Genomic DNA, 25,609 nt, shown 5'->3' with positions numbered 1-25,609 from the left:
TGTCGAAATATACATATGCAGTAGCCTGCAACTTTAAAAACAATTGAGTCTCATACGATCGCCGAACGGGTCACCACGATCATCTTCCGTGGAGGCTTCGGCGCCTTTTTTGAAATAATCTCTTGGAAGATATGTTGATTCAGATTCTGGTGGTCTTCTCTTACAACAGTGGATCAGAACCTGCAGACACTCCGGAACTCAATTTGGATAATTCAATTGCACGTTTAACTCCATGCCGGCAGAGAGACTTTTCAAGCAGACGACACATCGTCAACTCACCACTTTTGCTCGGGTTCGAATTTGGAATTTGCAGATTACTTGCAGAACTAAAGTAGTTTTGCGTCACTTATCTGCATTTCTCTGCAACTCTTCTAATTCATAAGTCGCTTATATATAACATGAAATGAACTTAGATGAATATAGATGAACGAACTGAGAGGGTTCGAATCCCGGCGGGAGTACCAGTTTTTCTTTAGGGCCTAACTCGCCTCCAAAGGAGCACTGGCACGAAAGCCAGAAAACCAAACCAGAGTGCATAGTTGGAAACCTCAGGAACAATGCTTCCGGTCAATTGAAAATTCGTCGCCTTTTCAGGAACCCTATCCCAAAACTCAGGGTTAATCAGAGTATCCGCTTCGATAGGAACAAAGCCTGAAATTCCTCTACCATCTGAGAGAAGCCAACCGATTGAGGAGTTCGCATTATCTTCGGTGTTCCATTCACCCTCTCGAATAGAGAGCCAGAAATCGCCACTCTCCAAAACTACTGGACCAACAATCACCGCTTCAACATAAAATGTTTCGTAGGTAATGCCTCCATTCTCGAAGGTTCCTGTAAGTGATAACGACGGATTAGGAGAGAAGCCGCTTGTAACTATGTCACCCGGCCGTCCTCGGTCATTCTCAAAAATGCCCCAACCCAGACCAGACCATCCGTCAATTACGCCGTCCTGCACATCAGAGGCAATGTCAACGACCCAAACTCCTATTCCTTCGATGCTTGAACGCTCCGATAGCTCAAAGTCGTCAGCAACCCCTGTATCCAAGGGCAAAAAGCCAGTGAACTGTCCTGTCTGCTCGACGACTGAAACACCGTGGACGAAATGAGCTGAGAGAATTAGAGAAACAAATAATGGGACTACCTTCATCTATCTGCGCCCCTGTCGACAAACCACCACACCACACATAGAGCCAACGTAGCGGATGAAGTAATTATAGGCAAAATTAAGCCTCGATTTGGTTCCAAATCAGAAAAGGACTGGTGTGTCTCTCTCCGCGGAAAGCTATCTCTACGAATGCCTTACTCCTGTAGCTCTCGACAGTGCTTTCAAGATCGACTGTCCGGAGAAGCGGCGTTGACGCTTCCTCAAGAATCTCATCGTCATTTTGCGCAAGGATGACCAATGGAGTAAAGAGAGCAAAACCTGGCTTTTTCACGGCAATAAAATTAATTAAACCATCTAATGATGCGAGAATAATCATAGAGAATCACTTATTCTAATCCTTGGTCGGTGTTTAGTGGATGAAAAGCTTGGATAGACAAGCATCGCAATGTCCCAAACATTGACAAAAATGTCCAAATACGGCACCGTGGAATAATGCTGATCGAGATCACCGATGCAGAGATAGCAGGTAAGCTTGAGCACATTGCAGCTCAAGACGGTGTTTCAGTCGAGCAAGTCGCCGTGGATTTCATAAAGTCCGGCGTGGATCAGTCAGACGCGATCAAAGACTTAGAGGCTCATTTGCAGCCAAGTATTGAGCAAGCAGAACGCGGGGAATTTTCCCCTCGTTCGGTTCAGGATATAGTCAAAGACGTATATCAAGAGCTTGATGCGAAATAATGCCCGGCTACAAGCTCGCACCCAGTGCTGATAAGGACATTGAGGCAATTGTCCGCTATACCCTCAAAAAATGGGGTAAAGATCAAAACGACAGGTATATCGCGTCTTTGATCGAGTGCTTTGAGCAAATCGCAGCGGGTAAAATCGTAGACCGCTCTTTGAATGGCACGAACAAAAATTTGTTCTTTGTGCGGTGCGGACACCATTATATTTTCTATCTGAGAAACCAAAATCCAGTTGTTATTGTTCGCGTCCTGCATGAACGCATGGATCTAGTCCAACAGATTAAAGACGTTTGATTTAGTGCCTGTTTTCGGAGGCTTGGTCTTTAGCTTCGGGATTCCCGGCTTTCACGATCAAGATCTCACTCACCGAATTTGCAGATTATTTGCGGAATTAAAGTAATATTACGGCATTTATCCGCATTTACCTGCATCTCCTCTTTTCCTTAAGGTGTTTATAAACAACATGAAGTGAATTTGGATGAAAATAAATGAACGGATTTTGAGAGTTCGAATCCCGGCGGGAGTACTAAGGAAAGCTTTGGTGCGGGAAAGGTGCTTTGGAGGACAACAGCACGATTGGCTGCCCTTTATTTACGCCTCCGGAAAAATACAGCAAGCAGTCCTGCGATGAATAGAAGTAGGATCACAATGATCCACCAGCGAGGCTGTGAAACCTTCTCGTCTTCTACAGAATCTGTCGCCTGCCGTTTCTCTATCTCATAAGCTTCGGGGCGTATACTATTGGCAGTAAGCACCTGAAAAACGAGCTCCTCGCCATCCGAAGAAGAAGGCCTGTGCCCGTAAAACCGAAATCTGTCGCCTTCTCTAAGCAATGAAGGATTGTCACCCCGAAATCGGGAATCATTCGTCCGTTGATATGAGAGCAAAACTTCACGACCTCCCCGAAACTTCTCAGTATAGAGAGGATCGACCTTTAGGACGTCTTGGATCAAGAATCGACTTTCAAAATTTTCTAGAACAACCGGAGGCGCATTTGGCACTTCAATTACCTCTTCATTCACAACGGTGCTTTCTAGAACGACCCCATCTGCAACAAACAAACTCTGTTCGTGCATTTCTTCAATACTTCTTGGAAGCGCACGGTTCGCGATAACCTCCGTGGCTAATACAGAGACAAGTAAAACGATACCAAATATGGGTCTATTCATCGTTTCTCTCAGAGCCGAAATTCGATCCTGGATTGGCCCAATCTTCCGACGTGTCCGCATTTGAGATGGCAGCTTCTTCAATCGGACCAGCAGCGTAAATTTCATTATCCAAGAATCCAACAAAAGGAGTGTCTTCGGAAGCACTAAACTCGTTATCGGGATCCAAATTATTAGTCTCCCAAAAAGGATCGGGAAGACGGTGGTTGTCAGAATCCTGTGGCAAACCGCTCTCGACGTTAGCATGAAACGTGTCGTGAGAGAGTATTCCAATACGATTCGCGAGGGACTTGTATATAGCCGAAAAACCAACGACCTTCGATTGGCCTTCTAATTACCTCTGTTTCGACAAACGACGTTAATTGTTCGGGATCATTTGGATCTTGTGGAGCATATACTTCTCTCCCGATTTGAATTGTAGACTCCCCTCCTCAAAAGCAGCTTCCCTCGAAGCCTCAAACCTGTATGGTTTGATTCATGGCGGAGACGACTGTCGGATCTTATCTGGCCGCTAGGCTGGAGCAGGTGGGAATCAGGGATTACTTTGTGGTTCCCGGAGACTACAACCTCGTCCTGCTGGACCAGATGCTCAAGCAAAAGTCGATGCAAATGATCAGCTGCTGCAATGAGCTGAACCTCGGCTATGCCTGTGACGGTTACGCAAGGGCTCGTGGCGTGGCGGCTGGTTTTGTCACATTCTCGGTAGGAGGCCTTAGTGCGATCAATGCCGTTGCTGGTGCCTACGCCGAGGACCTGCCGATTGTTTTTGTCTCCGGCGCACCCAACACCAATGCATGGCCGGAAAACCGTCCACTCCACCACACTCTCGGCGAGGTTCGTTACCGCTACCAGCTGGATATGTTCAAACAGGTAACGGCCGAAGCAGTCGCAATCGAGCACCTCGATGATGCTCCTGAATTGATTGACCACGCGATCAACATGGCTCTTCGACGACGCAAGCCAGTGTACATCGAAATCGCCTGTAATCTTGCGGGACTTCATGTCCCGGCAGCCCCGAACCAGAGACTGACAGCTCCAGTCCCCGTGGATGAAAGTGCCCTTGATGCAGCTGTGGATCATGCAGCTAAGATGCTTGGCAGCGCTGTGAAACCGGTGCTCGTTGGCGGCGTCAAACTTCGCCCATGGGATGCGGTAGATTCATTTCGGGATCTGGCAGAAGCCAGCGGCTATGCAACGGCGATGATGCCCAACGCCAAAGGGTTTTTTCCAGAAAATCATCCACAGTACATCGGCACCTATTGGGGGCCCGTAAGTAGCCCAGGATGTGCAGAAATTGTGGAGAGCAGCGATGCCTACCTTTTTGCGGGACCCACATTTACCGATTACACCACGGTTGGCTACACTACCCTGATCCAACCCGGCAAACTGATTCAAGCCAACCCGGAAAGGGTCAAGCTACCCGGGCATACCTACAACAATGTCCCGCTTGCTTTGTTTCTCAAGAGACTCGCAGAACAACTAACCCCCAACCCTGCGTCACTTTCCGCCTACGAACGCATAAAACCGAACCCGGAGGCGCCCGAGCCATATGAGGCTGATAAACCCGTCATGACGCGGCGGCTCATGGCTCGTATTGAGGAGCTTCTCAGCTCCGAGAACGTGGTCATAGCTGAAACCGGCGACAGTTGGTTCAACGGAACCAAACTCAGGCTTCCTGACGGTGCAGGCTACGAAATTCAGATGCAGTACGGTTCGATTGGTTGGTCCGTCGGCGCGACCCTCGGTTACGCTTTGGCGACCAAGGGACTCAAGCGATTGATTGCGCTGATCGGGGATGGTTCCTTCCAGCTCACCGCCCAAGAGGTGTCGACCATGATCCGCTACGGGGTGAACCCGATCATCTTCCTGATCAACAACGGCGGGTACACCATTGAAGTAGAAATTCACGACGGTCCCTACAACGAGATTCAGAATTGGGATTACGCTGGCTTGGTCGACTGTTTCAAGCGTGGCGGCGGCGAAGCCTTTAATGCGAAAGTGGATACCGAAGGAGAGCTGGCGGATGCCATCAAAGGGGCGTTAGCCTGTAAAGGCCCTAGCCTGATCGAAGTCACCATCGACAAGGACGATTGCTCTAAGGAACTCCTCGAATGGGGAAGCCGAGTCGCCCACATCAACGGCGCGCCACCCAAGTTTGCGGATTAGGACCACCTCCCCGTAGGAAGAGGGTTCATCCCTCGATCAACCAAACCACAACACAGAAAAGATTATCGAGGCGTTAAGCCTCATCCTACGAAGACGCGCCCGCAGGAAGAGGGTTCACCCCTCGATGGGCCAGTTCATAAATCGACAATCTTATTGAGGCGTAAGGCAACTTCGCTCGGCGAGCCACGAAGCTAAAGAACCGCATCCTACAGTTACGGTTAAAGTGCAAACGGTGCTACTACCCCTTAAAACACCGATTCCTTGCCCTGGGGGCCGGGTCACCCACAATCCCAGTGGAGCGTGTGCGACCCGCCCACGATTAGTAGTGTAATCACCCACTCAATGGATGTCATGAGAAGTGACTGTCGGTGACTCTGTAGCTCCGACCAGCATCATTCTTCTTGCCAACCGATCGGTCGGTCGTTTACCTGCAGCTTGATGAAAGAGGCGTTACTAGACCACGCTGAAAAAGTAGTGCAGGACAAAGGACTCGCTGCCATCAGCTTCCAGCAACTTGCCGACGCTGTGGGTCTCAGTAAAGCCAGTGTCTTTCACCACTTTCCCAACAGCGAAGCACTCGCCCTTGGTCTCATTGAACGCTGCCGAAGTAAATACGGAGAGGAGTATTCGCTGATCCGGGACACGGATCACACTGCGTCCGATAAACTGCGACAGATTGCCGCCAGTTTCGACAACGGTCTTCGCAATCATCGGCTTTGTCTTCTTGGAGCACTGGGCAGCAGCCAAACCACCCTTTCCCGTAAGTTACAAAAGGAACTGCGGGCCACCGCCCAAGCAGCTGTTCAAACCATCAGCGCCATTTTTGAGCAAGGGCGCGAAGAACGAAGCCTTTCTTTTAAAGGAACCGCCACCGATGCTGCCCAGACATTTCTCGCCCTGCTTCAGGGACTTCAACATCTCGCCCGTTATAGTGATGACGTCAAGATTTTCAACACCTCCGTCGAATCCTACATCAAAACCATTGAGTGCTGATTGATCGAAGCACCCAGGAGGCCTTCTGTAGCTATCCAATCCCCCAACACGACCGTCCACCAAATTTCTCAACTCAGCAACCAAACAAACAAATAAACTACAAACACCATGAAGAACGTTTTCCTCATCAACGCGCACCAGGAGTATCCCTTCTCAAAAGGAGAACTCAACGCAACGCTCACGGAGAAGGCGAAAGCACATCTCGAATCCAACGGCTATGAGGTGAAGGTCACCACCATGAAGGATGACTACGATATTGAAGAGGAAATCGGTAAGCACGTCTGGGCAGACGCCGTCTTTCTTCAGAGTCCGGTCAACTGGATGGGTGTCCCGTGGTCCTTCAAAAAGTATATGGACCAGATCTATTCGTATGGAATGGATGGTCGCCTGTGCGACGGGGATGGCCGGACCCGCAAGGACCCTTCAATTCAGTACGGTCAGGGTGGTCGTCTCACAGGGAAGAAGTACTTGATCTCCCTGACATTCAACGCTCCCAAGGAGTCTTTTAATGATCCAGATCAGGTCTTCTTCCGAGGGATGAGTCCGGATGATCTTTTCCAACCCATGCACCTCAATTTCCGTTTCTTCGATATGGAGCCGATGGAAACGTTTGCCTGCTACGACGTGATGAAGAACCCCAGTATCGAGGATGACCTCGAACGCTTTGAGGTCCATCTCAAGCAGAACTTCCCGCCTGTTGCTTAACCACCGGACCGGTCATGATCACCAAAACCGAACACCTCAAACTACGCGCAATCGAGGTTTTGAACGAGCGCATCGAACGAAAGATTATTCCCGTCGGTGAGAAACTCCCCGCAGTAACGGTAAAGACCTTTGCCGGAGAAGACTTGCTGCTTAAAAAGTTCTTCAGCGAGAAACCTCTCCTTTTGGCCTTCATGCGAGCCTCATGGTGTCCTTACTGCCGCGCACAGCTCGAAATGCTGAAGGGTATGGCAACCACCTTTAAGGAGATTGGCTGCGAGATTGTGGTCATCAGCCGGGAGGAGCCGGAGGACTCAACCTTTGAATCCGAAGAACTCACCCTTGTAACGGATATGACCAACTCATTCGGCAAGGATCTCGGAATGACCTACTATGCGACAGAAGAGATGACTCGCATCTACAACGATCTCGGTATCGATGAGCCCATCGAGGGTTACTATGACACCAGTGAGCTTAATGTCCCCGCGACCTACATTGTCGATTCAGGAACCGGCCAAATCCTCTACAAGCACGCAAAACGGGATTATACCCAACGGGCAACCGGTTCTGAAATCATCCGCGAACTGAGTCGAATCAATCAAACGCGCTAGCTCCAATCCTAATCATAATCATAATCGTACTCGTGATCGTAATCCCTATGTCTGATGAGTGAACGCCTTGAAGGATGTACGCTCTTCCGGTCACTCAATTCGGAACAGTCTCACCATAGAGAGCCCGCGGCCTCGTGGGCCTTTGCATCTTGAATACAACAGGAACCCCCAGGTAATCCGTGTCGATCCGTGTAATCCGTGGTTCACCGAATTCCCTCGATTAATGGAAATCATGAGAAGCCCCCGCCGGTAACTCTTCTCCTTCCAGAGGAGAGACTTTCTCCGCCATAATGTGAATCACTCCCTGCCGATTCTGAAGCAACCCTTCCACTTGCAGGAAAGCTTCCTGCGAAACGACGAAGCGATACTTCTCAAAAAAGTCCGGCCGTAGAATCGCGTTAATGATTCCGGTTTCATCCTCCAGACTGACGAAAACAAATCCCTTCGCCGTCCCAGGACGCTGTCGACAGATGACTGCTCCGCCCACCGCTAGACGCTGACCATCCTTACCCTTTGGCAAATCACTCGCACGCCACAGCTCAGGATGGCGATTTCGGATCTGCTTCATCGGATGCGATCCAACCGTAAGACCTACGCTTTCATAGTCCGCCTGAAGCCTTTCCAAAAGCGACATCGCCTGCAACGGGACCTTCTCTACTTGCGGGGAAATCACTTCGCCGAGTAAATCATTCTCCCGGATCTCACTCACCTCCCAAAGAGCAGAACGCCGGTCGCCCGAGAAACAATTGAGCGCTCCACTCACCCCCAACCACCGAAGCTCATCTTTGTCATAAGCAGTACGGGCGCGAAAATCGGCGACTCCTGAAAACGGACGCAACTGGCGCTCTGCCAGTAGCTGATCGTGCTTTCCCACGGCAACGTTCTTGATCCATTTCAATCCGAGTCGGATAGCCTGATCATCTGCGATGGTGCAAGCGATTGCGGAATACCTCACGCACGGAGGCTTGAACCGCACTCCCCTCCTCTTCGCATCCTGCACCAAGGTCGCCGGCGAGTAGAATCCCATCGGTTGATTGTTCAACAAGGCACAATAAAATTCCGCCGGATAATGGACTTTCAGGTAGGTGCTGCCATAGGCCAGTAACGCAAAGCTGATCGCGTGGGACTCAGGAAAACCATAAAGGGCAAATGAACTAGTCGCCTGGAGGATCTGCTCGATCTTGGCGGGCTCCACTCCTTTCCGCCGCATAGCGTCACACATTTTCCCCTGCACTTTTTTCAGCCGCTCATGATCGCGGGTAAAATTCAACGCTCGACGCAATTCATCCGCCTCACTCGCTGAGAAATCCGCCATGATCATCGCAACGCGCAACATCTGCTCCTGAAAGAGCGGTATGCCGAGGGTACGCTTTAAAACCGGTTCGAGGCTGTCATCAATGTAATCGACCGGAGCCAACCCCTGTCTTCTAGCCAAATAGGGATGCAGGAGATCGCCTTGAATCGGCCCGGGTCGGATAATCGCGATCTCGATCGCCAGATCATAGAAGCACTCCGGCTTCATTCTCGGAAGGGTGGCCTGCTGCGCCCGACTTTCGATTTGAAAGACCCCAATCGTATCCGCCTTCTGCATACATTTGAAGGTCGCCGGATCGTCCTTGGGAAGGTGGGCAAGATCGACCGGAGTGCCCCGTTCGGCCGTGAGTTCGATGGCATCTTGCATTGCCGCCATCATCCCTAGACCCAGCAGGTCCACTTTGACGATACCCAGACCTTCGCAATCGTCCTTATCCCATTGGGCCACGACTCTCCCCGGCATCGAAGCGTTTTCCAAAGGCACTACCTTCGAGAGGGTTCCTTCGCAAACGATCATTCCACCCGAATGCTGACCCAGATGTCTCGGAAGCCCATAAATACGCTGGTAGAGACCCCGTAAGGCTTTTGCACGGGGATGATCGGCCTCAATCCCCGAATTCTTCAAACGCGTCTTCAGGTCATCCTTTTCCTTGTGTTCACTGTGAGGGTAGAGGTTGGAAAACCGATTGATTAACGCGGTCGGAAATCCAAGCACCTTCCCAATCTCACGAATCGCACTTTTGCCCCGATAAGTGATCACGTTGGCCGTCATCGCAGAGCCATGTTTCCCGTATCGACGATAAACCTCCTGAATCACACTCTCTCTCCGATCCCCGCTCGGGAGATCCAGATCAATATCAGGCCAGCCGGACCGGCCCTCACTGAGAAATCGCTCAAAGAGAAGACCACCTCCAATCGGGTCTACCGCGGTAATTCCCAAACTGTAGCAAACCGCACTATTGGCTGCGCTACCTCTCCCCTGCACCATCACCCTTGTCTCCCGACAGTAGTTGACGATGTCCCAGACAATCAGGAAGTAACCGGAAAAACCCAGCCGCGCGATGATTCCCAGCTCGTGCTCCAATTGGCGACGAACCTTTTTAGAAAGACTGCCATACCGTTGCTCGGCACCAAACCACGTGAGCTTGCGGAGAAAACTATCCATCGTCTCACCGGCCGGAACTTTGTAGCGGGGAAACTCATACCCAAGATCCTCGAGCGAAAAATCGATCCGATCTGCCAACCGAACCGTGTTGCGAACCGCTTCCGGATAATCCCGAAAGATCTGCTTCATCGTTTCCGGTGGTTTCAAATGCCGTTCTGCGTTTTGAGACAGCAATCGACCTGCCTCGTCCAGATCCGTGTGGTGCCGCAAACAGGTAAACACATCGGCAACGCATCGTTCAGCCGGAGTCGCGTAACGAGCAGCATTGGTTGCCAGCACCGGAAGGTGGTTGGCTTCCGCCAAATCGCAAAGAGCGGCCCGGTGGCCGGGATCGACACGGCGAAGGTGATGGTTCAACTCCACATAGACCTGCCCTTCCTCGGGAAAAGCGCGCCGTAGGTCATCGAGAATTTCCAACCAACGGCTACGGGGTTGCCCCACAAAGATCCCCTCATCGGCATCACCCGTCAGAGCGACGAGACCTTCGCTATATTCGACGATCTCATCCCATGAAAAGGAAGCCTCTCCTTTGGGCGAAGCCAGTTGGGTACGGGTGATCAGTTGGCAAAGATTCTGATAACCTCGTCGCGAGATGGCCAAAACGGGAATCACCCCTCCTCCCGCCAGAGTCAATTCCGCTCCAATGATTGCCCGCAGGCCACATTCACGGGCACGTTGATGAAAACGGGGTGCCCCATAAACTCCTTCCCGGTCAGTCAGCGAGAGCGCTTCGAGACCCAGCGACGCAGCAGTATCCACCAGATCCTGTGGCTGAGAAGCGCCCCGCAAAAAACTAAAAGCACTCGCAGCATGAAGCTCGACATAATCACCCATAGGCGCCCTCCACGAACCAGTCATCCGATTCTTTGAAGATGCGGTAGAGTTCACCCCCCTCGATCTCGATGTCCCACTCTTCCCGCTTCCAGAAAGAAAGACTCCACCAAGTCCCCGAGGCGCGCCAAGGCCCTACTGCTTCGCGAACAATTCCCGAACAATGATTTCCCTGCACACGATCCGGATAACCATCGCGCAAAGATAAAAAAATCCGCCGGGGCGGACGAAAACGGGAAAGCGGCAAGGAAGACCGCAGGTCTCCCTTCTGCAATGGCGAGGCTCGTGAATGGCCACATCCGTGAAGGGGTTCCAGGCAAAAATGGTCGGGCTTCCATGAATCGATCAGCCGGGGAAACCCGCTGCGTTCGGATCCCACGATTGCAGCGATCCGGTCGGCAATCTCGGCAAAGGCCACCGTATCCTTGAGGGTTACCGCAAAAAGATCTCCTTGATTCCCCTGAGCCGGATGAACCCGCAGAGACAACTTCACCTCGATCACCGCATCCTGGGTCCGCAACTGCTCCAGTGCAGTTTCCAATACGCGAAAGAGAGTCTCCTGCCTTCCGCTGGGTTCCGGCATACTGATTACCTGCCTCTGGAGCGTCTTGTTCTCCAATTGCAGAACAAGCTCCATCTCGTAAGCGGCCATTTGCGCCGATTCCAGCTCAAGAACCAACTCCCCAAGGAAGCGGTTCAGCAGAAAAAGAAGCGCCTCCAGTGACTCCAGACGATCTTCGAGCGCAATCTTTCGCACAAAACGGGCGGCTGGTCGGATACAGTTGAGCAACCTAGGAGTTCTTCCGGAAACCGTATCCCAGAGAATGATCCCTCGTTTCCCCAAACGTTTACCGATATCGTCACGCGGGATGTTGACCAAATCCGCCATACTCCGAACGCCGTATTGCAGGAGGATCTCGATCAAATCCTCATCCGCCCCACTCACGGTAAGGGGAATCTTTCGCAGAAACGCCTCCACCGAGCTCACCCAGAGAATGGGCTTGGCAAACAGGGCACTCCATCGGGCATGCTCCGGCGTAATGGATATTCCGATACGCACCTTTACCCCATGAACGGAAAAACGATCAATCAACGCTTCAGCATCCGCGCGAAGTCCCTCCATCATGACTCCCCGAAGATCAATCGTCGCAATTCCCGGATTCGTATGCTCCACCCGCGGCGAGAGAGTCTGGGCCAGTAACAGTAGGACCCTTCCAAGATTATCCTCTGCAACCGTGGAGCGGGCAATCAGTTGAACCTCCGGCGACCGGGCCTGGGCCTGAGCCGGGTTCATGCCTACCTCCACCCCTTCCCGCGCAGCCATTGCGTTCACCTCGCAAACAATCGATTTCTCCCTCGTCTCATCGAGCACCGCAATCGACCCCCGCTTCTGCGACTTCTTCCAACGCTGGACCGCCTGCAAGGCAACCAAAGGAATCTCGATGACCGCATACATCCCCGGAAAGAGAACTTTAAGCCGACCGCAGCTCTTCCAACCGTTGCGAGCGCCCAGTGCGCATCCACTCAAAAGAGAAAGTCTCTGCGAGGGCATCGACATCCCCGGTAATGTCTGCAAGGCAAAATCGGTTGAGTAATCTCAGACGGACCGTCGCCGCCGACACCGTGGGCACCGGAGTGAAAACCACGCAGGTAAGCCCATGCTTACGAACGGCCCGCTGCAGACGAAACCAGCGATTTCCTGGAATACGGGTTAATGCAGAGGCACTTGCTCCGCACAAATCGATCAAGAGAAGACCAAAATTCTCATCCGAGGAGAGAATATCGCCCACCACAAGTGCCTCCTCCACCCCACGGCAACGAACCCAGTAGCAGTAGGCCAAATCATCTTCTTCCTCGACCATTTCTGGTGCAAAACGATCATCGGCATCCACAATCGCCACGTAGCTATTCTTTATCCGCGCCGTCCGCAGCAACCGATGAAGCAGGAGAGAAGCCCCACAACTCCGCTCAGGAGCGACCACTTCGGAAATCGCCCGCATGGGAAACCCTCCCCCCAAGGCCTCATCCATTGCCGAAACGCCCGAAGGATGCCTCTCCTCTTCCCGTCGCTCCACTTCTGAACCCGAAAAAACTCCCAGGCTACGACAAGTTTTCAACCAATCGGAATCACTGGTAGAAGTCGGTTGTGGAAAGGAAATATTCACGATAAATAGTGTAATTATGTTCACTATTTTGACTACTGAACGATTGCAAGCCAAACCCGTGAATTTTTGGAAGAAGAGCACCTTGCAGCTATGTCAAACCTCCGCAAATTCGGTAGTCATACATCGACTGAACTCATTCTTCGGGGAGGGTCCGACTCCGTTCGGACCACTTGCCGCTCAAGGAGTTTCTTCAGCAGTAAGCGTAGCATCGGTCCTAAGACCGATGACTCAGAATGACCTCTCAATTTCTCAACGGACGCTATCATCCACCTGGCCGGCGGGACTCTACAAATTTCTTCCAATCGATGCTTCTGATTCCTCTCGGTCAATCACATGCAGTTGGCCTGCTTCGTGCTCTTTGCCTTCCTTCCCTAGCAAAGATCTCTCACCACCGATAACTTCCAGACCAACAACACTATGCCCACCAAAACCAGTCCGAAGAAAGCTACCCGCAAAACGCAGAAAAAGACCTCATCCCGCAAAGCTCAGCAGAAAAAGGCGGAACAAGTTCTCGAAAAAGCATTTCCAATGGCCAGCGCGATCGACGAGACGGTTAACAAAAATATACCTGCGGAAATCGTTGATCGGGTGAAACAGACCAAGGACAAGAAGCAGATCGTGGGTACCGTATATCCTTACGAGCGGATGATGCCGACCAAGGAATACGAAAAAGAAATTTATAAACTCCATATCGAGCTAGTCAAAATGCAGGTCTGGCTCGGAAAAAGTGGCGAGCGGATCGCCGCCCTCTTCGAAGGACGGGACGCCGCAGGTAAAGGGGGAACCATCAAGAGATTTACCGAATACCTAAATCCACGAGGCGCGCACGTGATCGCATTGGCGAAACCTTCCGAAACGGAATTCGGGCAATGGTACTTCCAACGCTACATCAGAAACCTTCCTACCAGTGGAGAGTTTGTGCTCTTTGACCGTTCTTGGTACAACCGGGCCGGAGTCGAGCGGGTCATGGGATTCTGCACGCCCAAGGATTACCTCGAGTTCATGCGGCAAGCGCCGGAGTTTGAACGAATGATTACCCGAAGTGGAATCCGCTTCTTCAAGTTCTGGTTTTCGGTGAGTCGTGAAGAACAGCTTCGCCGCTTCCTTGGTCGAGCTAAAGATCCTCTCAAGCAGTGGAAGTTGAGCCCGATGGACGTTGAATCACTGGGGCGCTGGGATGCCTACACCAAGGCGAAGGAGTCCATGCTTTTCTACACCGATACGAAAGACGCACCTTGGACGATCGTCCGGTCAGACGACAAGAAGCGCGCAAGGCTCAATGCGATCAAATATCTTCTCAGCTCGGTTCCCTACGAAGGCCGAATCGACTCCCTCCTAGAAGTCGACCCACTCATCATCGGATCCGCCAAGCATATCTACGAAGCCGACGAAAAAGTAGCGAACAAGGGATAGAAGCCAGATGGGTTAACCTTTTCTAACGTCGAATGTGGCCATCCCCCGCCACCAAGTGCAGTGATGTGCGCTGCCCAACTCAGGTTTTTTCTTCTGTTTTGCAGGTCATAACAGGGTTTACCCTAGTCTAGGTCATCATGATAGTGGTCATTGTTCGACTACTCCCATAGCCATCCATCCCATAATTCCAACGCGTTAGGGAAGCATCGCTCGCCTGGCCTTCGCCGATGACGAAGACTAGGCACTGGCAGTTTTCGCATTCTCACGGGTGACCACCCTTACCGAGTGATTTAGGAATAGACGGACTGCCAGAGTAGCGAACGACTTCTCAGAATAAATTGCACAGTCTCCGGCTCGAATACTAATCCCTCCGACATTTGTTATGACCCCTTCCTATTTTTTCCAGTGGATTGACCGCACACCAAGCTTTTCTGCAGCATCAATGTCGTCGTAGAACCGCTGGTATTGATCAGAAGACAGGACCAACGACGGCCACCCAAGGCTGAAGGAGTTCTTTCCAAAAGCACCTGACTGAGCCAACTCGGTTTCTTCGGTGGCAGTCTCAAACTGAAGCTCGACTACCTCCGAGTTGAGTGATCTGCGGGATTCAAGACTTTCAGCAAATCCAAGTTCGAGATTCGGATCCTGTACTAAAACAGAGGATCTGAGGGAAAAAGGATAGTAGATCTCATAGGGTTTTGTCCTGCGGGATGATGGCTCGTGATCAAAGTAATACTGCTCCCACGCAGGACGGAAGTCCAAGTTCTCCGACTCCGATAACGGCATCTCATAATCAATCGAAAGTTCAAAAGGCTTCGATAGATCATTTAGATTTGAAATGTTCCCTGTCTTTATTGTCGCTTCGTCAGGAAGATAACGGCTAACCAGATCTTTGACTTCCCACTCATAGTGATCGGGCCCCAAATCGATGAACTCCCGCCTTGTCCAAATCGCATAGTACCCATTAAGGGAGAGCTTTTCGGAAAAAACGAGCGTGTCCGGGGACTCTTCATGCTTTTCCACAGTTACCTCGACCAGAGCGACTGGTTCTTCGATCGAATGGGGGTAATCCGGAACCCTCAAAATCTCTCCTCCATCTGGATCAATCCGCACTCCAAAACGGCCGCCGAGACCGGCGGGTGGTCCGTAGCCTGTGTCAAAATGAGTGTCCACCACGTCGACGAAGGGCTGTTCGCCGAGTGCAGGAATATAGAGGATCATGTGATTGAATTGATCCAGAGATGGCATTTCCGAAACGAAGGCGCTATCAGTCGAGATGAGAAAAGGAAACGCCTCAATACCGGCACCTTCTAACATCTGAATCAACAAAACGGTCTGATCCTTACAGTCTCCATAACTATTCTCCCAAGTTGTTCGAGCGTCCATTGGGATAATTCCGCGACTTCCAAACTCGAGTGCCTTGTAAACTACCCGATCCTGAGCCATTCCGACCACTCTCTTCACGGTTTCGATAGGCGTCTCGCCCGACAAACCTTCCGAAACAGCCAACTGCTGGATTTTCTCATCGGGAAGGAGCTTGTCCACGATCTTTGCGTAATAATCATTCACGAGTGATTCCCAGGTTTCCCCAGCGGCGGAGAGACGCAACGTCGGAATAAAACTGGAGAGTTCCGGCATCCCGTTCTCCCATATAAATCCATCCGCATCCGATAGGTGCCATGCGAGAGATTCCTTGGATTTCATCTCAATCGAATCAACAGCGGTAGATTCAAACGAAACCTGTTCGATATCACCTGAAACAGAAACAATCCGCTCTTTCCTTGGTTTTCCAGAAGCAAAGAGGATCTCTCTGAAAGGGAAACTACTTTCGTCCGACTCCCAGGTCGCTTCCCATTCCAACACTGACCCGACCGATAACGAACCAACTGGTGCATACACCGAAACGCTATCGGTAGCGAGAGTCTCATCCGAATTCTCTGAGACATAGAAAGAGTCGCGCTTATGCTCCCAAACCATTTCCCCGTCTGCGTCAAGAACGCGGATGTAGTTCACGTAAAAGGTCTCGTAAGAACGATCGAACTCGAACTCCAGGGTTGAGAAATCTTCCATCGCAGACCTTTGCTGAAGGGTCACTCTGGATCGGTCGGTTCGACGTAATGGCTGCCCAAAGTTGAAGGCAAACGAGGTTACCCGGTAATCGTAGACCGCATCTGCCTGATCCCATTGATCTCGACCTTCCCGGTTAACTGCAAGTTTCATGAGTTCAGCAACTTGTGGAAGTAACTCAACCGGTTCGATCGGATCATTGATTAAGTTCAGATCATCCTCTCCAACCTGCGCAAGAAGCCAGCGCTGCGACTCTAGAAAATTCTCATCTCCTGGAAATGCTTCGAGAGCAAGGGATACGGTCTGCTTTGCATCCCCGAGCCAATTCAACTCGACTTGTGCCGTAATCTTTACGTCGTAAGCATCATAAGACTCACCGTGCTCTTCAACCCACAAGTCGATCAAATCGAGTGCATTCTCGAACTCGCCTCGAGCAATCAACAAATTCGCCTGTTCTTCCAAAACCAGGGCATCTGGACCGTTCTTCTCCATCAGTTCATTCAACAACAGCTCAGCTGACTCCAGATCTCCAGATAACCGTAGAACCGAAACCACCCAAGTCTCCCGTTTTAGACCCGGCGTCGCTTCGGCAGCTGCCTTACTCAATTCAATTGCGTGATCATAATCGTCCATTTCTATCAGACCATTGATCAAAGTAAGGAGAAGGTCATCGTTTACGTAACCCTCACTATAAATGGGTAGAGCAAGTGATACTGCATCATCCCAGCGGCTATCATTTGCAAGCAACTGCACAAAAGCAATGCGGACCTCCAAAGAGTCTTTTTCTGCGTCAATTCGGGATTCGATAAAGTCGATCGCAGCATCGTGTTCGCCCATGTAAGTCGCTGCCTGAGCGACGTTGTGGAGCGCAACCCGCATCTCTGGATCTTTCTCGTAAGCCAACTTAAAGTAGACCATTGCCTTTCCATATCGAGAGTTGTTGTAGTGCGCCAATCCTGCTGCGTTTAGCATGTCTGCCTCCACGTCTTCAGACAAAGCACCTCTCTCAGAACCCAATTCAAGGATATCCAAATCGACTACAACGCTCTCGAGAGCCTTGATGACACTCGTGCCATTCTCTGATTCCAGCCAACTTCCGATCACGCCGATCCCAGAACTTCCCGACCTTGCTACAACCAACTCGCACTGATAAATCGAGCCGTCAATTTCGCTTAAAAAACGATACTTGAGCGCTGGAAGTTCCCCTAATCGAACATCCCGAATCAGCTCGTGGTCGAGAGTATCAAGATCCCAATCCATGGCATGAAAGAATGAAAAGGCGATTACCTCTAGAGACTCGTTTTCGAGAAGATCGCGGATCGCCATTACTCCTAAAACACTTCCGGCTAAATTCCCCGCACCACCAACCCAATGCGGGGAATCTTCTAGAAAGTCAGCTCCACCAATCCATCCTAACTCGTTTAGAGGGATTGAAATTCCATAAGCTGGAACTTCGACCGAACTGACCAGATCACCATCATCGAGCCCGGGAATAAAACGGTCATTCAAAATACGAAAACTGCCCACCAATTCGTCGACCTCGGCACTCCCCTCTTCAATGCCTTCCGGACCCTCAGAAGCGACAATTACCTGGTAAAGAACCCCATTCTCAAAGAAAAGGTGGTAGACGTACTCGATCTTCTTGATTCCAAGCATGGCAGATGCTTTAGCTTGCCGAACTGCACGTCCTGCAACTACTTCGTCGCTGAAATCAGAGAACTTTACGTTTTGCATGGCACCCTTTGCACCTCCTTCGATCATAGCCTCGAAAATCGACAGATCGTCCATTTCCATTCCCAGCGGTTCGGCGATTACCATGAGTCCGGTCTGCTTGCGATTATTTCTCACAAACAAAGAAAGTGCGGGATTCACTTTCTCATGGGGAATCTTAATCCATCCCGGCTCCTCGATTTCCACAGCAAAGTTGAGGTCGGGAACTTCAGCATAAAAAGCCTGGCCAAAAGCACGATCACCCCTTCCAGAATCGACCCCACCAGATCGGGATACAATCACAAGCCCGATAACCACAAAAACGCCTAGGTTTAGAATCGTAGACCAGACCGCAAGGTTGAGGCCTCGCCGGCGATTCTCCGCTCGAAGCGTTTCAAAATAGCCAATCCCAGTTGTCACCCAGCTCCCAATGACCAAAATGATTGCAATGAAGCCGGTGAGAATCGCAACGATGCTAAGTTCATTTCCGGAAACCCACCGTTCAAAAATCGATATGCAGCTTAAAATTAGGAGAGCCCCTGCCCAAAAAACCAAGCCCAAGGACGCAAATTTGCTCCTTCCCGACTCTCGAAATCGGTACAATTGAAACCCAATAATAAACAGCGCTACTGTAGGCCAAACCAACTGTCCGACCAAGAATCCGATCTCCTCCGGTGAGCTTCCTCCACTCATAGGTTATTCAAAGACAACAAAAACCAATTTATTGCGAGAGTGAAGATAGAACTTAGCTTTCAGAATTGGCGCGCCCCAGCGCCTTCTCCTAAAACAATTTCTCGTACCCTCCTCTATATCTCGGATGGTCAGCCATCGACAAAAAATTGGGCAGATAGTTGAGCAGTATGCCCGGTTAGAGGCGCCCTACTTCACAAGACCATATCCGGGAGGTCTCCACCAATCCAACTTTTCCATCTCTGATCATGGCTGTGATTTTGACTCCGTATTCATCCGAGGATCTGCAGCCCAAACCCCTTCCTTTCTTGACTTAATGATAGTGACTTTCATCTGTTAGTCATGGATTTCGAGGTGATTATTGTCGGTGCGGGACCTGCAGGAGTCGGCTGCGGCTTGGCTCTCCAGCGAGCCGGCGTCGATCAAGTCCTGGTTCTCGAGGCGGACGAGGTCGGTGCGTCTTTTCGCCGTTGGCCCGAGCAGATGCGGCTGATCACTCCTTCCTTTCACGGGAATCCGTTTTTCCAGACGGATTTGAACTCGATTACGCCTGATACAAGCCCCGCAGACTACTTTCAAAAAGAGCATTTGAGCGGTGAAGAATATGCTAACTACCTCTCGGCGGTTGTCAGCCATTTCGACCTGAACGTTCAAGAGGGTGAAAAAGTCTCTCGATTGACGCCCGGGGAGGAAACGTTCGCCGTCCAGACCGAGAACAGGACTTATCGGGGGAAGGTTGTCGTCTGGGCTGGGGGTGAGTTTTCACATCCGAAAGTCGCCGACTTTCCAGGTGCCGAGCACTGTGCGCACTCCAGTGTATTCCGCAACTGGGAAGATTTTCAGGGAGGAACCGCTCTCATCATTGGGGGTTACGAAAGCGGTATCGATGCGGCCTTCAATTTGGTCGAGCTCGGTAAAAAAGTCATTCTCCTCTCAAGCGGGAAACCATGGCAGGTCGATGACCCTGACCCCAGCGAAGTCTTAAGCCCCTACACACGCGATCGCCTGGTAAGGACTCTGAAAGCGCATCCTGGCCAAATGATCCTTCGCGGGGATTCTGAGGTGGCTTCCGTAACCCTCCTTTCCGGACGCTACGTAGTAGAAACCACAGACGGCGAAGTCTTTGATTCAAAACACCGTCCGATCGCCGCAGTGGGATTTCATTCCGCCCTGACTCCCATCAAGCATTTGTTTGGATGGGAGGGTTCAACTCCTTTATTTACAGAAGAAGACGAATCCACCCTGCATCCCGGTCTCTATTACACGGGCCCCTCATTGATCCAAAAGAACTCGAAATTTTGCTTCATCTATAAATACCGGGCTCGTTTCGGTGTGGTTGCCCGATCAATCGCCCGACGACTCGGTTACCCGGAGCCGGATCTGACAGACGATGAAAAGAGGGGTTTTCTCGTCGACGATTTGGAATGCTGCACAAACTGCGAATGCGCGGTTGAATCGGAAGCCAAACCAGTCGAGTCCCATGCATGAACTCGGAGTCTGGCACAGAATCACGCCAGACCCCACAACGGAATCATTGGCTTGAACGAGCCCTCGGGTTTGCTCCGATCAGTATCGTCTTGTTATTCGGACCTGCCTGGTTCGCGGTCATGCAGGCAAATGCACTCGCCGACCGCTTCTATGGAGTTGTGGAAGCGTCCGTTTCGCCGTTGTTGGTCTGGCTAAACGCGGCTCCTGGACCGATCGCAGCGGTTCTTGCCGGCGACTACGGAGTGGTTGCAATGATGCCCTTCCTCGTGCTTTACGCCCTTCCAACGATCATCATATTCACCGTTTTAATCGAGTGCTACAAATCCTCCGGTCTGATCAACCGACTATCGTTCGCTCTACAGCGGTGGCTTCAACCATTTGGGCTTAGTGGGCATGATCTCGTTCGGGTCGTCATGGGCTTTGGCTGCAATGTCCCAGCAGTAGTCGCCACCCGATCCTGTTCGAGCTGTTCGAGAGGCACCTGCGTCTCTGCGATCTCGTTTGGATCTGCCTGTTCCTACCAGCTCCCTGCAACCCTTGCCGTTTTTGCGGCCTCGGGATACCTCTGGATGGGTCCAGTCTATCTAGCTGTCCTTGCCATTACGACCTTGGTGTATCTCCGCATTACTACACCATCGGTCGTCCGGAAAGCAGTCGGCAACTCGCACACGCTAGTGTCCGGCCCGCTGCGCTGGCCGGAATGGAAAATCGTGACGGGCGAGTCGATTCAGTGTTTTCGCGATTTTACTTTTGTAGCTCTACCGATTTTCATCGGAATCTGTGTCGCAGCCGGTCTACTGCAGTGGTCGGGCGTCCTTGAGTGGTTCACTCGACTGTTGGCCCCCGTAATGGCACTGTTTAACCTTCCGCCCCAGGCAGCGGTTGCCGTAGTTCTCGGATCAGTACGTAAAGATGGTCTGGCGATTGGGCTTCTCGATGCAGACTGGAACTCGCTAAAAGTTCCCTTGGATTCTTCCGTGCAAATTCTCACCGCGGTCTACCTCGCCGGCGTTCTTTTACCGTGCCTCGTAACAGTGGTGACGGTCGCAAAGGAAATGACCCCTAAATTCGCGATCCGCATGGTAGGACGACAAGCTTTCTTCGCCGCACTTTTTTCCGTGGGAATCGCCTGGATCGGTAGGCTTCTGGTTACGGTTTCTCCCTAAGATGAGACGGGATCTTCCGAGTTGAAAACACTAGCCTAAAACAAGGCTCTAAATCATTCCAAAACGCAGAGCCCAGCAAATCCCAAGCAGCGAGACTATTGAGCCACTCGCGGCTTCTTTTCTGGAGGCGAAACCTTCTCTAGATACATCGTTACGACAGTCTCCGGATCAACTCTTACCTCCACCTCGTCTCCGGAACGGGTGACACCGGACAACATAAACTCTCTGGTCTTAAATGAAGTGACTGCCTGCTCCGTCACGTTTCCTTCACTCGAAACATGTTCACGTAAAACAAGGAGCACAGAATAGGAGATCTTATTCTCCTTCAGGACCGCAAACATGTCGGCAATGACTCCGACAGGCAAACTCAATTGAGCATCCTGATGAAATTCCTGCGTGACTTCCATTCGCCCTTCCTTTCCTGACTTCATCGTCAACCTGGGTGAGCTCAAGATCCCTCCCCCCTCCTCGACTCGTATCGAAATCTTGATGAGATCCGTTTCGGCGTGAACCGAAAGGAAAAATACGGATGCGAAAAGTACAGTGAAAAACAGCTTCATAGGGAAATCTCCATTTAGGGTGAATTGGGAACAAGAGGTGTCTGAGAAGACATCAGGAATCAAGTCAGGACACAACCCCTCTCTCGTTGAAGTAAACAAGAGCACACACCCATGGAAATCAGGATCACAACTCGTAATCTTTCGCTCACCACCTCGGTCTCTCTCCAAATCGAGAAACCGCCATCAATGCCTATTCACAGTCGCACAATTCGTTACACATCGAATGTGGTCCTTGTCTCAAGGAACCCTCCTCGAAGAACTCTTTTAGAGCTTTGGGTAACAAAATCCAGTCAGCTTTTCACTTTCCGTCCAGAGCCATTTGGCCATATCCGGGTCATTGGACAGCCTACTACTTTTGGTTTCCTTACAGTTCTTATAATATCGCCCGGACTTACTCTCAACGCTTGAGGAAGTAGAGAGAAAAACCCCGGTCTCGGCGCCCTTCAATGGAGTTCTTGAGATAATCTTTCGGACTACCGGATACAAGAACTTCACTGACTTGGGAAACCCTTGGAAGAACATTGGCGTATCCACTATTCCCGGATCAAAGCAGTTTGCCGTTACCTTACCATTATCCAATAATCTTGATAGGCTTCTGGTAAACAAGACAGAGAAAAGCTTACTGTTACAGTAAGACTGCTCCGCATCGTATTCCTTCTCCGCTTGTATATCCTCCTTATCGATTTCAGCATCCTTATGCCTGAACGAAGCGGTGTTTATGATCCTTGCACCTCTTTGCTTGTTGAGCAGGAGAATCAATTTTCCCGTAAGAATATAGGGAGCCAGGTGGTTAACGGCGAAGGTCAACTCTACGCCGTCAACAGTTCTATGCATCGTTTCAGGTGCCCATACGCCAGCGTTATTGATCAAAATATCTACAGAGTCCGTAGTCTCTTCGATCATCTTGGCTGCCAGATCAATATCTTCGAACGATGCAAAATCACACCGGATCAAGTGAAATTCATTCGCTAGGGGCCGATTCGAGATTAGCTCATGGAATTTGTTTTCGCTCCTCGCTAGAAGGAAAAATTCAGCCTCCAAAGTCCGGTCTAGTTCATACAGCCACTCAACTCCTAGACCAGAGGTAACGCCTGTCATGACTACTTTCCGCATCTCAATATTACTTACTTCCCCATAAAAGGCCGGATAGTCTAGAAAGAAATTAAGGCTGCCTATTAAACACCCTCAGTCCGGGTAGCCACACAAGCAGGAAAACACAATCGGAAGCTGCAATCGGAAGCAGTGGGAGAGGCAATAAGAGATCATCGAACTGTAGAAAAGGTTTGTTGAGAGCATGACGGCCTACGGGTCAAGAGGTGTAGTGCTTGATTACTGCTATCTCACACAACGAAAATTTGGCTCGAACTCTTCTGCAGTCTCTTTGATCATTTCAGTAGGCGTTATTGGCTATTCGTCAAAGCGTAGGAAGATGGTCGAAATGAAATCCTGCTCACTACTTGTTGTCACTTTACTTTTCTCATCCCCATTGTTGCTGAATGGAGAGAATGAGATCTCGGCACTTGAATCGGAACTTCTTCAATATTCAATTCGACCGGTTACTGAAGAGGAACCCGTAGAGGACTTTAGTTTTAGAAGCGTCAGATTCGAAGAGTTGTCGAACTTCGCCGAAGAACGCGGATATTCCCTTCTGATTGCTCCGAGCGTGAAGGATAATCTCCTAAACATCAGCCTTAGAAACTATTCCTTCTCAAAGGCTCTGCCTCACCTCATCAGGGCAGCTGGCGCAGATTGGCTTGTCGACGGCGAGAGGATTATCGTTTTTGAAAGCGTAGATGAATTAAAAACAAGCTTCGCCGACAGTTATCTGAAACGAAAGAGTCTCGAAAATGAACTTCAAGCAGCCAGGCATTTAAAGGACGAGACTGAAGTGGAGAGAGACCGTCCAGAAAAACGCACCTCCACCAGCCCGGCTTTGCGGACCACTCAGCAGCAGTCACTGGAAGATTTCTCGATCGAGACAGAAGACGGTCGCTCCGTAGAAATTATTGCAACATTGAATGGCCCAAATGGCACCCCTTATGATTTAGCGGTGATCACACCTGGTCCTTGGGGGATGGACCTGAGCCATCTTGAGCCAGACAACTACACGCTCTACCTTGAGGCAGAGGGCTACGCTCCTCAACGGTTGAGCATAACATACAAGGATGGAGAGTTCGTAACGAACAGCCATTCGGGTGGCAACACGTTGGTCCTCTACAAGAAACGCTATATCACATTCGAAGTCGTCTGGAACAGCGTCCAACAGAGGGACCTGTTGAGTGGCGACGTCATGCGCGAAATAGTGACCGCTACACATAACGGGCGACACTCGATCATCGGCTCCGACTATTTGTTTGTCCAAACGATCGCTGCCCCGGGCAGCGATCGCACTAGTTTGCAGACGGGAACAACTCCCGCGCTGCGCAAGCATCGTTACAATCGCTTTTTCGGTGTTGTGTATCCAGAGACGGGGACGGATTTTGAGGCCGCACTTGAGGCACCAACAAACGACCAGTACAAATCTGACGGAATGGTTACTCTGGTTCCGGGAGAGTGGTTCTTCCTACGCGTTAGCGGGCATCTTCCGGAGATGATCACTTACCTGAAAATTCGAACTATCTCGATCGAAACCACGCCCCCAATAGGAGCAAATCTTCTTAAAGAGCGAACCCCTCGTTGGCACAGTGCCAAGGACATGGCGAAACGACTTGGGGTAAAACTGCCGGACTAGATCACTTTGCTCTTAGGTTAAACCATTAGGGCACCCTGAATCTGTGCCTCCAACGAAGCTGAGCGACGTGGTGCGCACTCCCCCCGGGACAAGTTCATGCGGGTTGAAGTGCGTTGCCTATCCCCGTATCGCTGTCGGAGCGCAAGAGCGGCCATTCCTATAAATGGGTTTCTTTACCCCTCAAAATCTGCCCTTTCCTGGCCTAAGAAACCTCTTAGCCTGGGCTACCGTTTACGCCTCGAAACAAAACCAAGTGCGACCAATCCAAGAATAGCGACGAAGTTGGCAGGTTCGGGTACCGCGGTGAGCGAAAGCGTCGAAGCACTGTCGATTGGCACGCCACTTAAGGCATTCCTCAGTTCGTATTGGCCGACGTTGAACGCATAGAACAAGACATTGTCAGCCGTTTGAAAGAGATTTGTCCCGTTGGTAGAACCGCCACTACGCCGAAACCACTGGGTAACCATGGAACCATCCCAAACAAATCCGGCAGTGGGCTGCCCAATGGTATAATCGCCTCCACTAACCGACCCTAAAGGAAAGCCATTGGCGGACTGCGTCACACCGAAATCGGTAAGCGTGTAGGTAGCCGCCGGAGCGCTTCCTCCGCTCAAGCTACCATTGGTCTCGAAAAACCCGGCCTCTATTCCCGCAGTCCCGACCCAACTCCACGTCCAGTTGATGTTTGCCTGAGCCACTCCCGCAAGGGTCACAGTAGCAAAAATAAAGAGTGACGTTGGCTTCCTGAGCACCCCTGTACGATTCCGAATCCTTTCCGCAAAGTAGAGGTCAAAGGACCAAAAACAGGAATAGCGGGCCTACC

The 25,609-nt window shown here is 51.0% G+C and carries 21 protein-coding genes; 10 read left to right on the top strand and 11 right to left on the bottom strand.

The window, feature by feature from the left end; translation table 11 throughout:
- Window positions 1-472 precede the first annotated feature (472 nt).
- A complete protein-coding gene (locus AAGJ81_04215; GenBank protein MEM0965345.1) occupies window positions 473-1,147 on the bottom strand; it encodes a hypothetical protein in 675 nt (224 codons plus the stop codon).
- Window positions 1,148-1,223: 76 nt separating this feature from the next.
- Entirely contained in the window at window positions 1,224-1,481 is a 258-nt protein-coding gene (locus tag AAGJ81_04210; GenBank protein ID MEM0965344.1) for a hypothetical protein, read from the bottom strand.
- Window positions 1,482-1,597: 116 nt separating this feature from the next.
- Here AAGJ81_04210 and AAGJ81_04205 point away from each other — a divergent pair, with 116 nt between their 5' ends.
- Both AAGJ81_04205 and AAGJ81_04200 read left to right on the top strand, forming a co-directional pair.
- Entirely contained in the window at window positions 1,598-1,843 is a 246-nt protein-coding gene (locus AAGJ81_04205) for a hypothetical protein (GenBank protein ID MEM0965343.1), read from the top strand.
- A complete protein-coding gene (locus tag AAGJ81_04200) occupies window positions 1,843-2,142 on the top strand; it encodes a type II toxin-antitoxin system RelE/ParE family toxin (GenBank protein ID MEM0965342.1) in 300 nt (99 codons plus the stop codon). Before AAGJ81_04205 ends, AAGJ81_04200 begins: the two co-directional genes overlap by 1 nt.
- Window positions 2,143-2,435: 293 nt before the next feature.
- Here the strand turns inward: AAGJ81_04200 and AAGJ81_04195 are convergent, their stop codons facing one another.
- Window positions 2,436-3,017: a hypothetical protein gene (locus tag AAGJ81_04195; protein MEM0965341.1), complete on the bottom strand. Its 582-nt coding sequence runs from the start codon at window positions 3,015-3,017 to the stop codon at window positions 2,436-2,438.
- Window positions 3,010-3,240, bottom strand: coding sequence for a hypothetical protein (locus AAGJ81_04190; protein ID MEM0965340.1), 231 nt, complete (start codon window positions 3,238-3,240; stop codon window positions 3,010-3,012). The genes AAGJ81_04195 and AAGJ81_04190 overlap by 8 nt, the downstream gene beginning before the upstream one ends.
- Before the next feature lie 251 nt (window positions 3,241-3,491).
- Here AAGJ81_04190 and AAGJ81_04185 point away from each other — a divergent pair, with 251 nt between their 5' ends.
- The 4 genes from AAGJ81_04185 to AAGJ81_04170 all read left to right on the top strand — a co-directional run bounded on the left by AAGJ81_04185 (window position 3,492) and on the right by AAGJ81_04170 (window position 7,486).
- Window positions 3,492-5,180 carry a thiamine pyrophosphate-binding protein gene (locus tag AAGJ81_04185; GenBank protein MEM0965339.1) on the top strand — a complete coding sequence of 563 codons (1,689 nt, stop codon included), beginning with the start codon at window positions 3,492-3,494 and terminating at the stop codon, window positions 5,178-5,180.
- Window positions 5,181-5,618: 438 nt separating this feature from the next.
- Window positions 5,619-6,173, top strand: a complete 555-nt coding sequence (locus AAGJ81_04180; protein ID MEM0965338.1) for a TetR/AcrR family transcriptional regulator — start codon at window positions 5,619-5,621, stop codon at window positions 6,171-6,173.
- Between the two features lie 108 nt (window positions 6,174-6,281).
- On the top strand, window positions 6,282-6,878 hold the full coding sequence (locus AAGJ81_04175) for an NAD(P)H-dependent oxidoreductase (GenBank protein ID MEM0965337.1): 597 nt from the start codon (window positions 6,282-6,284) through the stop codon (window positions 6,876-6,878).
- Between the two features lie 14 nt (window positions 6,879-6,892).
- Window positions 6,893-7,486 (top strand): peroxiredoxin-like family protein, encoded by a 594-nt coding sequence (locus AAGJ81_04170; protein ID MEM0965336.1) that lies wholly within the window; start codon window positions 6,893-6,895, stop codon window positions 7,484-7,486.
- Window positions 7,487-7,706: 220 nt separating this feature from the next.
- Here AAGJ81_04170 and AAGJ81_04165 read toward each other — a convergent pair whose 3' ends face one another.
- From AAGJ81_04165 to AAGJ81_04155, 3 genes are read right to left on the bottom strand one after another with little or no spacing between them, the layout of a single operon-like run.
- Window positions 7,707-10,823 carry an error-prone DNA polymerase gene (locus AAGJ81_04165; protein ID MEM0965335.1) on the bottom strand — a complete coding sequence of 1,039 codons (3,117 nt, stop codon included), beginning with the start codon at window positions 10,821-10,823 and terminating at the stop codon, window positions 7,707-7,709.
- Complete coding sequence (locus AAGJ81_04160) at window positions 10,792-12,348, bottom strand: DNA polymerase Y family protein (GenBank protein MEM0965334.1); 1,557 nt, start codon at window positions 12,346-12,348, stop codon at window positions 10,792-10,794. The genes AAGJ81_04165 and AAGJ81_04160 overlap by 32 nt, the downstream gene beginning before the upstream one ends.
- Window positions 12,269-12,871, bottom strand: coding sequence for a hypothetical protein (locus tag AAGJ81_04155; protein MEM0965333.1), 603 nt, complete (start codon window positions 12,869-12,871; stop codon window positions 12,269-12,271). Before AAGJ81_04155 ends, AAGJ81_04160 begins: the two co-directional genes overlap by 80 nt.
- A gap of 507 nt (window positions 12,872-13,378) precedes the next feature.
- Here AAGJ81_04155 and ppk2 point away from each other — a divergent pair.
- Window positions 13,379-14,374 (top strand): polyphosphate kinase 2, encoded by a 996-nt coding sequence (ppk2, locus tag AAGJ81_04150; protein ID MEM0965332.1) that lies wholly within the window; start codon window positions 13,379-13,381, stop codon window positions 14,372-14,374.
- A 393-nt stretch (window positions 14,375-14,767) separates the two neighbouring features.
- Here the strand turns inward: ppk2 and AAGJ81_04145 are convergent, their stop codons facing one another.
- Entirely contained in the window at window positions 14,768-18,844 is a 4,077-nt protein-coding gene (locus AAGJ81_04145; protein ID MEM0965331.1) for a DUF3857 domain-containing protein, read from the bottom strand.
- 339 nt (window positions 18,845-19,183) lie between these two features.
- On the opposite strand from AAGJ81_04145, the gene AAGJ81_04140 reads away from it, so the two are divergent.
- Window positions 19,184-20,329 (top strand): NAD(P)/FAD-dependent oxidoreductase, encoded by a 1,146-nt coding sequence (locus tag AAGJ81_04140; GenBank protein MEM0965330.1) that lies wholly within the window; start codon window positions 19,184-19,186, stop codon window positions 20,327-20,329.
- A complete protein-coding gene (locus tag AAGJ81_04135) occupies window positions 20,326-21,495 on the top strand; it encodes a nucleoside recognition domain-containing protein (protein ID MEM0965329.1) in 1,170 nt (389 codons plus the stop codon). The genes AAGJ81_04140 and AAGJ81_04135 overlap by 4 nt, the downstream gene beginning before the upstream one ends.
- Before the next feature lie 95 nt (window positions 21,496-21,590).
- Here the strand turns inward: AAGJ81_04135 and AAGJ81_04130 are convergent, their stop codons facing one another.
- Together AAGJ81_04130 and AAGJ81_04125 are read right to left on the bottom strand one after the other, a co-directional pair.
- Window positions 21,591-22,055 (bottom strand): hypothetical protein, encoded by a 465-nt coding sequence (locus tag AAGJ81_04130; protein ID MEM0965328.1) that lies wholly within the window; start codon window positions 22,053-22,055, stop codon window positions 21,591-21,593.
- A 264-nt stretch (window positions 22,056-22,319) separates the two neighbouring features.
- On the bottom strand, window positions 22,320-23,168 hold the full coding sequence (locus AAGJ81_04125; GenBank protein ID MEM0965327.1) for an SDR family NAD(P)-dependent oxidoreductase: 849 nt from the start codon (window positions 23,166-23,168) through the stop codon (window positions 22,320-22,322).
- 325 nt (window positions 23,169-23,493) lie between these two features.
- On the opposite strand from AAGJ81_04125, the gene AAGJ81_04120 reads away from it, so the two are divergent.
- Window positions 23,494-24,786, top strand: a complete 1,293-nt coding sequence (locus tag AAGJ81_04120; protein MEM0965326.1) for a hypothetical protein — start codon at window positions 23,494-23,496, stop codon at window positions 24,784-24,786.
- Window positions 24,787-25,010: 224 nt separating this feature from the next.
- Here the strand turns inward: AAGJ81_04120 and AAGJ81_04115 are convergent, their stop codons facing one another.
- Window positions 25,011-25,538, bottom strand: a complete 528-nt coding sequence (locus AAGJ81_04115; protein MEM0965325.1) for a PEP-CTERM sorting domain-containing protein — start codon at window positions 25,536-25,538, stop codon at window positions 25,011-25,013.
- Between the last annotated feature and the right edge of the window lie 71 nt (window positions 25,539-25,609).

The sequence above is a fragment of the Verrucomicrobiota bacterium genome (assembly GCA_038744685.1).
In the GTDB taxonomy this organism is placed as follows: Bacteria; Verrucomicrobiota; Verrucomicrobiia; order Opitutales; family Puniceicoccaceae; genus Puniceicoccus.
Note: the sequence above shows the minus strand (reverse complement) of the source record. Positions and strands in the feature narration are given on the sequence as shown.